The sequence below is a fragment of the Roseateles sp. GW835-FHT13E02 genome, from assembly GCF_058794035.1.
This window is the reverse complement of the sequence record NZ_JBXAGJ010000037.1, coordinates 20,400-29,345: the sequence shown is the minus strand read 5'-3', so window position 1 is coordinate 29,345 and position 8,946 is coordinate 20,400. Positions and strand designations below refer to the sequence as shown.

The 8,946-nt window shown below is 70.5% G+C and carries 6 protein-coding genes; all 6 read right to left on the bottom strand.

What is annotated here, in order from left to right; all coding sequences use genetic code 11:
• Positions 1–1,439 (bottom strand): sensor histidine kinase (locus AC1Q6P_RS23420; protein WP_492666165.1); only part of this gene is annotated, 1,439 nt, incomplete at its 3' end.
• Between the two features lie 131 nt (positions 1,440–1,570).
• Positions 1,571–3,532: a bifunctional tRNA (5-methylaminomethyl-2-thiouridine)(34)-methyltransferase MnmC2/FAD-dependent 5-carboxymethylaminomethyl-2-thiouridine(34) oxidoreductase MnmC1 gene (mnmC, locus tag AC1Q6P_RS23415; RefSeq protein WP_492666164.1), complete on the bottom strand. Its 1,962-nt coding sequence runs from the start codon at positions 3,530–3,532 to the stop codon at positions 1,571–1,573.
• Positions 3,533–3,534: 2 nt separating this feature from the next.
• A complete protein-coding gene (locus AC1Q6P_RS23410; protein ID WP_492666163.1) occupies positions 3,535–4,845 on the bottom strand; it encodes an MgtC/SapB family protein in 1,311 nt (436 codons plus the stop codon).
• On the bottom strand, positions 4,842–6,233 hold the full coding sequence (locus AC1Q6P_RS23405) for an MBL fold metallo-hydrolase RNA specificity domain-containing protein (protein ID WP_492666162.1): 1,392 nt from the start codon (positions 6,231–6,233) through the stop codon (positions 4,842–4,844). The genes AC1Q6P_RS23410 and AC1Q6P_RS23405 overlap by 4 nt, the downstream gene beginning before the upstream one ends.
• Positions 6,230–6,943, bottom strand: coding sequence for an NAD(P)H-binding protein (locus tag AC1Q6P_RS23400; RefSeq protein ID WP_492666161.1), 714 nt, complete (start codon positions 6,941–6,943; stop codon positions 6,230–6,232). Before AC1Q6P_RS23400 ends, AC1Q6P_RS23405 begins: the two co-directional genes overlap by 4 nt.
• Before the next feature lie 121 nt (positions 6,944–7,064).
• Positions 7,065–8,591, bottom strand: coding sequence for a DEAD/DEAH box helicase (locus tag AC1Q6P_RS23395; RefSeq protein ID WP_492666160.1), 1,527 nt, complete (start codon positions 8,589–8,591; stop codon positions 7,065–7,067).
• Positions 8,592–8,946 lie beyond the last annotated feature (355 nt).

Below are 8,946 nucleotides of genomic sequence, written 5' to 3'. Positions count from 1 at the left end.
CCCAGCGGCGTGTTCATCTCGTGCGCCACGCCCACCACCATGCGCGAGAGGGCCAGCTGCTTCTCCTGCCGCATCAGAGTGCGCAGGGCCAGCTCCAGTTCGGCGCTGCGGGCGCGCACCTGGGCCTCCAGCTCGTCGTGGGCTTTTTGCAAGGCGGCCTCGGCGGCGGCGCGGATGCTGGCCTCGGCCTGCACCTTGGCCAGGGCATGGCTGAGCTCCTGGTTGCGCTGGGCCAGCGATTGCTCGAGTTCGCTGCCCTGGCGGGTCAGCTGCGCATTGGCTTGCAGCAGGCGCGGTCGCTCCATCACCGCATGCACGGTTTCGCCCAGGGCCCGAGACAGTTCCCGCTTGCGCTCGCGCTCTTGCTGCAGCTGGGTCAGGCCGGCCCGCAAGGCCTGGTCCATATAGCCCCAGCGTTCGCCGAACTGGCGCAGGGCCTGCAAGACGGCATCGCGGTGGCCCACGCTGTACGACGGGGTCTGGGCCAGCTCGGCGTCGACGGCCAGCAGGGCGTGCCAGGCCTGGGCCTGGGTCGGGCCACCGCTGGCCTCATGGCAGTCCAGCAACACCGCGCACAAGCGCATCCAGAGCTGCCAGGAGGCGGGCAGCGGCTTGTCGCCAGCCATGGCGCGCAACTGCTCCAGGTGCTGGCGGCACGCTTGCCCCTGGCCCAGGGTGGCATGCACGACAGAGAGGTTGAGGTGGGCCAGGGAGCCGGCGTAGACCAGGCCATGTCGCTCAGTGAGGGCCAGGCTTTCCTGGTGCAGATGCAGGCATTCCTGCCAAAAACCGTGGGCCAGCCTGGGCTCGGGTTCTTCATTGGCCAGGTAGTAGGCAGCGGAGGCGGCGCTGTTGAGCAGCATCTGCACGGTGGCGACCGGCAAGCGCTCACGCTCCAGCAGCAGCTTGGCACAGGCCTCGCGCAGCTCGGGGTACATCTCTGCCATGAACAGCACCGGGCAGCGCGCTGCCTGCATCAACAAGGCCAGTTCCGGATGGCCGGCCTTCTCGTAGAGCGCGACTGCCTGGGCCACACTTTCCAGCGCGGCATGATGCAGCTTGAGCCGGGTCTGGATCCATTGGATGGCTCGCCAACTGGCGGCGCAAGCGAGCCAGGATTCCTGGGCTTGGGCCTGATCCAGCAGGTCGCGGGCCCGAACCAGCAGTTCCTTGGGATCTACGGCCGGCGCGGTCGAGCGGCCGAGCAGCTCGAAGGCGGCCAGTTCCAGCTCATGTGCTGCGCTCAAGGCTTGGGCTTGAAGGGCCTGCAGGCGCTCGGCAAAAAAAGCCTGTTCGAAGCCGGTGCCCAGCTCTCGCAGCTGCTGCAGGCCGGCCTCCAGCGAAAGTTCGGGGGCGAGGCCCAGCCCATGCCCGCGCGCATGCCCATGCGCTGGCGGCTGGGCAGGGAGTGGTGGGTTGGGGCTCGAAGAGCTGCTCATGGGGCACGTCGGGCTGAAGCCTGGACAGGGCCGATGCTAAAGCAGGCCCGCGCTCCCGCGCTCAGTTTGTGGCTCGCCGGCACCCGGAAGCTGGGGCGCATGGAGGGCGGACCTGAACCAGCGCGCATGCTTCACGCCGCCGCCAATCCGGCCTGGCGGCGCACCCGCAGCAGAAAGCGCGCCGGATCGATGGCTTCGACCAGGCTGGCCTCCAGCGGCAGTGGCGCGCCCGTCACCTGGGCGGCCAGCACCTGGGCGCACAGGGCGGCCCAGCTGATGCCGCGCGAGCCCATGCCCATGCAAACGGCCAGGCCGGGCCGCCGGGGCAGGAAGCGCAGCTGATCGGGCAGGGCGCCATCGCCCAGCACCGGCAGGCCGCCCACCAGGGGCAGACGGTCGGCCGTGGCCAGGCGCCAGCCGACCCGGCCGCCCTGGGCTTGCAGCGGCCCATCGTCGGGCATCAGTCCGGCCAGCTCGCTGAACTGGGCCAGGTTGCGGGCATGGTCGGCCTCGCGCAAATCGGGGTCGAGATCGCCGTCCTGGCTGGTGGCGCCGCACCACAGGCCTTGGGCCGTGTCGGCGATGGCATAACCGAGGCCGGCCACGGGCAGGCGTGGCCGCATGGGGGTGTTGAGCGCTGCGGGCAGCTCGGGCACATGGCTGAGCTGGCCGCGCAGCTGCAGCAGGGGCAGAGGCAAATCGGGCGCCAGTGCCTGCAGCAGGGCTTGGGCCCGGTGGCCGCCGGCCAGCACCAGCAGCGGCGCCTCGCCGATCAAGGTCTCGTCTTCGTCCCAGGCCTGCCAGCCGCCATCGGCGGCTTGCCGCAGCTGCGCGACCTGTTGGCCCAGGCGCAGCTGTGCACCGCTCTCGGCCAGCAGATGGGCCACCCAGGCCGGAGGCGGCAGGGCGCCGCCGCCGGGGTAGAGCCAGGCCGGGTGCCGCAAGGCGAGGCCGCTGAGTTCAGCGGCCGCCGTCATGTCCAGCGCCTGCACATAGTCGGGCGGCAGTCCCAGTCCTGCCAGCTGGGCCTGCATCTGCGCCAGCGACAGCCGGGTCTCCAGCCGCAGCAGGCCGTGTTGCAGCCAGGGCAGGGCGGCCCCATGCTCGCGCAGCACCCGCTCGGTTTCCAGCGCGGCGGCGCGGTTGAAGCGGGCATGGACACCGTCGTCGGGGTTGAGCGTGCCGTGGAACAGGCCGCCGGGGTTGCCCGAGCTGGCTTGGGCCGGCGCCGCATGCGCATCGATCACCGTGCAGTGGATGCCGCGCTGCGCCAGGGCCCAGGCGCAGGCCGCACCGGCCAGGCCGGCGCCGATGACCAGCGCGCGGCGCGCGCCCGGCGCCAGGGCCAGGCGGCCGGCGGGTTTCTGCGGCTGATGGCGCGGTGCATAACGCGCCACACACATGCCGCCCTTGTTGGCAAAGCCGCGCTGGCGCTCGACCTGGAAGCCCGCCGCTGCCAGGCCCTCGCGCACCTGCGGCGCCACGCTCCAGGTGCCGGCGCTGGCGCCCGGCGCGGCCAGGCGGCCGAGGGCTTTGAGCAGGTAGGCGTCCCACATCTCCGGGTTCTGCTTGGGGTTGAAACCGTCGAGGTAAAAGGCGTCCACCTCGACCACCAGCTCGCGCAGCCAGGCGCGGGCATCGCCCAGGCAGAGCAGCAGCTGCACGCGCCCGCCCTCGAAGCTCAGGCGGTGCAGGTTCGGCGTCAGCGGGGGCCAGGCGGCGTGCAGGGCCGCAGCCAGCTCGGGCAGCTCGCTGCCGGCGTGGGCACGCTGCAGATCCTCGCCTAGCAGCGGGTGTTTCTCGATGCTGATGAAGACCAGGCGCTGGCAGCGCGCCGCGTCCTGGCGCCAGGCATCCCAGGTGGCCAGGAAGTTGTTGCCCAGGCCGAAGCCGGTCTCCAGGATCACAAACTCCTCGCGCCCGGCCCAACGCCCGGGCAGGCCGTTGGCGCCCAGGAACACATGGCGCGACTGCGGCAGGGCGCCGGCGCGGCTGTGATAAACATCGCCAAACTCGGGCGCCAGGGGCGCCAGCGGGTCGGAAAAATCGATGCGGGCCGGCTGCAGTGGGCCGGCATGGGGCTTGCGACTCATGCTCAGTTCAAAGAGGACAAGAGGGGCCCGAGCAGCCACAGCAGGCTGGCCGCCAGGGCCAGCGAGCTCAGCAGCACGGCGCCCACGATCAGGGCAAAAGACCGGCCGCCGGCCAGCCAGGCGGTGATGATGCGGGTCAGGCTGTTGCTGGCAATCGCGGCCAGCACGCCCTGGCACATCAGCGGGGCGTCGATCTGCCCGGCCTGGGCCAGGCCGGCCATGGAGGCCACCGGCGCATGGGCATCGGCCAGGCCGGCCAGGGCCACGGCGCCGAACAGGCCCGAGCTGCCGAACTGGCGCTCGGCCCAGCTGACGCCCACCGTCACCACGCTCAGCAGCAGGGCGATCAGCGCCGCCTCTTTCAGGCGCAGCGGGCCACCGCGCTGGGGCTCGCTGCCGGTCTTGCCGGCGCCGCCGTCCTGGTAGGCGCGCCATGCCAGGCTCAAGCCTGCACCGCCGGCCACCAGCACGCCGGCCAGGCCCAGGGGCAGGAAGTGCATCGCGGCCTGCGGCGCCAAGGCCAGCAGCATCAGGCTGGCCTGCAACCAGGTGGCGGCCGTGGACATGACAGCGCCGGCGGCGCAGGCGCGAAAGATGGCCGGCTCCGCCCGCGCGCGATGGCCCATGGCCGCGATGGTGGCGGTGCTGGACACCAGGCCCGACATCAGGCCCGAGAGCGCCAAGCCGGCCTGCGCGCCCAGCAAGCGCAGCGCCACATAACCAAAGGCCTGCAGGGCCAGCAGCAGGAGCATCAGACCCATCAGCGAATGTGCCTTCATGCCGGCCAGCCAGGGCAGGGGTTCGGTCGGCATCAGGGGCAGCACCACCAGGGCCAGGGCGGCCAGCAGCAGGCCGTCGTGCAGCTCGTCCTCGCGCAGCACCCGGGTGGCGAAGCGGTGCAGGGCGGTGCGGGCGCTGAGCAGGGCGGTCAGTGTGACGGCGGCTGGCGCGCCCAGCAGCGGCGCCTGCACGCAGAGCACGCCGATCAGATAGGTGGCCAGCAAGGCCATCTCGGTGGTCAAGCCCGGATCGCGCTCGCTGCTGCGGAAGTAGGCCATGGCCGCCAGCACCGTGACCGCCAGCGCGCCCACCGCCACCAGCCCCGGCACAGCCAGGCCATGGGCCAGGGCGCCGGCCAGGGCGGCAATGGTGAAGGTGCGCAGGCCCGCGGGCTCTTGCGCGCGCGTGCCGGCGTGGCCGCGGCCCTTGTGGCGCTCGCGCTCCAGGCCGATCAAGAGCCCGCTGCCCAGGGCCGCCATCAAGCCCATGGCCAGGTCGGCCTGGGCGCCGAATGCGTGTTCCAGCAGGTTCATCCGAGGCTGACCGTTTCTCCGTGCTGCGGCACACGCACGCGCCAGCCGAGTTCGTCCTGGATGCGGCTGCGCAAGGCGTCGCTGGCGGCGGGCTCACCGTGCACCACAAAGACCTTTTCGGGCGCGCGCTTGAAGCCGCGCAGCCAGGCCATCAGGCCGTCGGCATCGGCATGGCCCGAGAAGCCTTCGAGGTGGCTGATCTCCGCATTGACCGGCACATACTGGCCGTGCAGCTTGATCTGGCGCTCGCCGGCCACCATCTTGGCGCCGCGGCTGCCGCCGACCTGGAAGCCCGGAAAGGCGATGTGGTGGCGCGGCAGCGGCGCCATGGTCTCGATGTGGTTGAGCACGCGGCCGCCGGTGGCCATGCCGCTGGCCGAGATGATGATGGAGGGCGGGGTGCGCGGGCTGCTCATGCTGCGGGCGAGCTTCATCGACTCGGCGGCCTTGCTGACCATGCGCACGCCGTCGCACAGGCCGCGCGCGTCCGAGGCCGGAATGCGCAGCAGCTTCTGGTGCTTGACCGTCAGCTCGGTGGCTTCGATGGCCATGGGGCTGTCCAGGTAGATGGGCACGTCCAGATCCAGCTCGCCTGCTTCGCGCAGACGCTGCAGCACCAGCAGCAGGGCTTGCGCCCGGCCGATGGCGAAGCTGGGCAGCAGCACGCTGCCGCCGCGCCGGAAGGTCTGCCGCAGGATTTGCGCCAGACGCGCCTGCACATCCTCGGGCGGATGCTGGCGGTTGCCGTAGGTCGATTCGATCAGCAGCACATCGGCCTCTTCCAGGCGTTGCGGTGCCGGCATCAGCAAGTCATTGCTGCGGCCGACATCGCCGCTGTAGACCAGGGTGCGGCCGGCGTGGCGCACGCTGATGGCGCAGGCGCCCAGCAGATGGCCGACCGGGGTGAAGCGGATCTCGGCCGCGCCGAGCTTGAGCCGGCCATCGCGGTGGATGCCGACGAAATGCTCGATGGCCTTATTGGTCTCGTTGACGGTGTAGAGGGGCAGGGCTTTCTCGTGCCTGGAGGTGCCGTGGCGGTTGGCCTGGCGCGCGTCTTCTTCCTGCAGATGGGCGCTGTCCAGCAGCAGCACCTCGCACAGATCGCGCGTGGCCGGCGTGGAAAACACCTGGCCACGAAAGCCCTGGCGGCGCAGGGCCGGGATGTAGCCGCTGTGGTCCAGATGGGCATGGCTGAGCAGCACCGCATCGATGCTGGCGGGCGCCACGCCCAGCGGCGCCCAGTTGCGTTCGCGCAGGGTCTTGAAGCCCTGGAACAGGCCGCAATCGAGCAGCAGGCGCTGCTGGTCCAGCTCCAGCAGATGGCGCGAGCCGGTCACGCAGTCGGCGGCGCCGAGAAAACTCAGCTTCATGGTGCTTGTGCTGCTCATGTCGGGGCTCCCAGGGTTTGCAAGGCGTCCGATTCCAGCACCTGCGCGGCCGGCCCGTCTTGATGCAAGGCAAGGCTCAGCGCACGCGCCACCGTATCCGCTTGAATCGGCCGCCAGCGAGCCGGGATCAGCGAGCCCAGGGGCTGCATCAGGCGCAGGCCCCAGTGCTCTCCGGGGCGGCGGGCCTGGCCCAGGGCTTCGCGCTCGCCGGCCAGCAAGGACGGGCGGGCGATCACCAGGCGCTTGAAATGCAAGCCCTTCAAGGCCTGCTCCATCTCGCCCTTGACCCGGTTGTAAAACACCCGCGAGGCCGGATCGGCGCCCAGGGCCGACACCACGGCGCAGCGCCGTGCCCCGCCGGCACGCGCCACGCGGGCAACATGGAGCACGGCCTCGAAATCGACCTCGCGAAACGCCTCTTGCGAGCCCGCTGCCGCGATGGTGGTGCCCAGGGTGATGTAGATCTCGTCGGGCGCCGGGATGTGGGCCGGGCCCAGATCGGGGCGGCCGAAATTGACCCGGTGCAGGTGCAGGCGCGGGTGACGACCCAGCTCGGGCGTCTCACGCCGCAGCAGGGCATGGACCTCCAGCGGCCGGCTCAGCAGCTGGCTCAGCAGGGCCCGCCCGACCAGACCGGTCGCACCGGCGATCCAGACTTTGGGCAAAGGGCGGTTGGACGGCGAGGTGCTGGGGGGCAGGGGCGGGTTCATGGCTGCGCATCCTACGTCCGCGGGCCGTGGGCGGAAAAAAGAAAAGCCCAGCGCAGGCTGGGCTTGAGCTCCCGGGCCCTGAGGGATGATCAGGGGACCGCGGGGGTGAATGGCGTTGGACTCAGCGCTTGGGCGAGGTCAGGCGTGCGCCCTGGCCGCGGCCGGCGCCACCACCATTGCTACCACCACCGCCGCCGCCACCGCCCTGGGGACGACCGCTGCCACCACCACCAGGGCGACCCGAGGAGGCCGGGCGACCACCGCCGCCACCGCCACCACCCTGGCCCGAGCGGCCTTGCGGAGCCGAGGAGCGCGGGGCGCCGCCATCGCGCGAACCACCGTCGCGCGAGCCGCCATCACGCGAGCCGGCGCCGGGTCGGCCGCCGGGGCGTCCACCGCCACCGCCGCCGCCGCGCGAGTTGCCACGGCCACCGCCGCCGCTGCGCGAGCCATTGCCGTTCAGGATCATGCGGCCCAGCACGATGGGTTCCGGGCGTTCGCTCGGATCGGGGGCAAAGCCGTTCACCACTTCCTTGGGGATCTCGCGCTTGATCAGCTTTTCGATCTCACGCAGGAAGCCGTTCTCGTCCACGCAGACCAGGCTGACCGCCTCGCCCTGGGCGCCGGCACGGCCGGTGCGGCCGATGCGGTGCACATAGTCCTCGGGGACATTGGGCAGCTCGTAGTTGACGACGTGGGGCAGCTGATCGATGTCTATGCCGCGCGCAGCAATATCGGTTGCGACCAGGCAGGTCAGCTCACCGCTCTTGAAATCGGCCAGGGCCTTGGTGCGTGCGCCCTGGCTCTTGTTGCCGTGGATGGCCATGGCGCTGATGCCCTGGTCATTCAGGTAGTCGGTCAGGCGGTTGGCGCCATGCTTCATGCGGGTGAAGACCAGCACCTGGTGCCAGTCACCGCTCTTGATCAAGTGAACCAGCAGTTCCTTCTTGCGCTCGCGGCCGACCGGGTGGACTTTCTGCGCAATCGACTCATTGGTCTGGTTGCGGCGGGCCACTTCGATCAGGGCGGGCTGGTTCAGCAGGCGATCGGCCAGGTTCTTGATGTCATCGCTGAAGGTCGCGCTGAACAGCAGCGACTGCTTCTTGGCGGGCAGCAGGGCCAGCACCTTCTTGATGTCGTGCACAAAGCCCATGTCCAGCATGCGGTCGGCTTCGTCCAGCACCAGGATCTGAACCTGCGAGAGGTCCAGCGTGCCTTGCTGCGCGTGGTCGAGCAGGCGGCCGGGGGTGGCCACCAGGATGTCGACGCCGTCGCGCAGGCGGTTGATCTGCGGCTGCATGCCGACGCCGCCGAACATCACCATGCTCTTCAGGGGCAGGTATTTGCCGTAGGTCTTGACGCTTTCTTCGACCTGGGCCGCGAGTTCGCGGGTGGGGGTCAGCACCAGGGCGCGGATGGCGGGCTTGCCGCGCTTGTTCAGCACCGGGGCGCCTTCGCTCAGGCGGTGCAGCAGGGGCAGGGTGAAGCCGGCGGTCTTGCCGGTGCCGGTCTGGGCACCGGCCATCAGGTCACCGCCTTGCAAGACGGCGGGAATCGCTTGGGCTTGAATCGGGGTGGGGGAGGTGTAACCAGCGTCGGCGATGGCCTTCAGAAGAGGCGCGGCCAAGCCTAGAGAATCAAAACTCATGGAGTGTGATTTGCGCACGGTGCCCTGTGGGCGCAGCCGCGCCGCGGTGAGCAGGCGCCAGTCTTCGGTGCGCTAAGGAGCGTGCTTGAGCTGAAAAAGGAAACGCCGCGCAAGACTGAGAAGCGCGGCGAGCCTTCGATTATAGGCCGGGCCTGGGGGTGGCCGAGCGGGCATTGTTGGCAGGTGCCCCGCCTGGCTGCGCACGGCGGGCGCTCGCGGGCCCAGGCTGGGCTTGTGGCACAGCCTGGCGATGCGGTTGCAGCTAGGGTTGACGCTGACAGCGTGGCGGCCGGTCTTGAATTCACCGATCTTGCCCGCCCGTCACGCGAAGCAGCGGCCGAAGCTGCGACAATAC

What these genes read in the sequence shown, in the direction of transcription:
- mnmC (WP_492666164.1), bottom strand. Translation starts at nt 3,532, where the DNA reads ATGAGTCGCAAGCCCCATGCCGGCCCACTGCAGCCGGCCCGCATCGAT.
- AC1Q6P_RS23410 (WP_492666163.1), bottom strand. Translation starts at nt 4,845, where the DNA reads ATGAACCTGCTGGAACACGCATTCGGCGCCCAGGCCGACCTGGCCATG.
- AC1Q6P_RS23405 (WP_492666162.1), bottom strand. Translation starts at nt 6,233, where the DNA reads ATGAGCAGCACAAGCACCATGAAGCTGAGTTTTCTCGGCGCCGCCGAC.
- AC1Q6P_RS23400 (WP_492666161.1), bottom strand. Translation starts at nt 6,943, where the DNA reads ATGAACCCGCCCCTGCCCCCCAGCACCTCGCCGTCCAACCGCCCTTTG.
- AC1Q6P_RS23395 (WP_492666160.1), bottom strand. Translation starts at nt 8,591, where the DNA reads ATGAGTTTTGATTCTCTAGGCTTGGCCGCGCCTCTTCTGAAGGCCATC.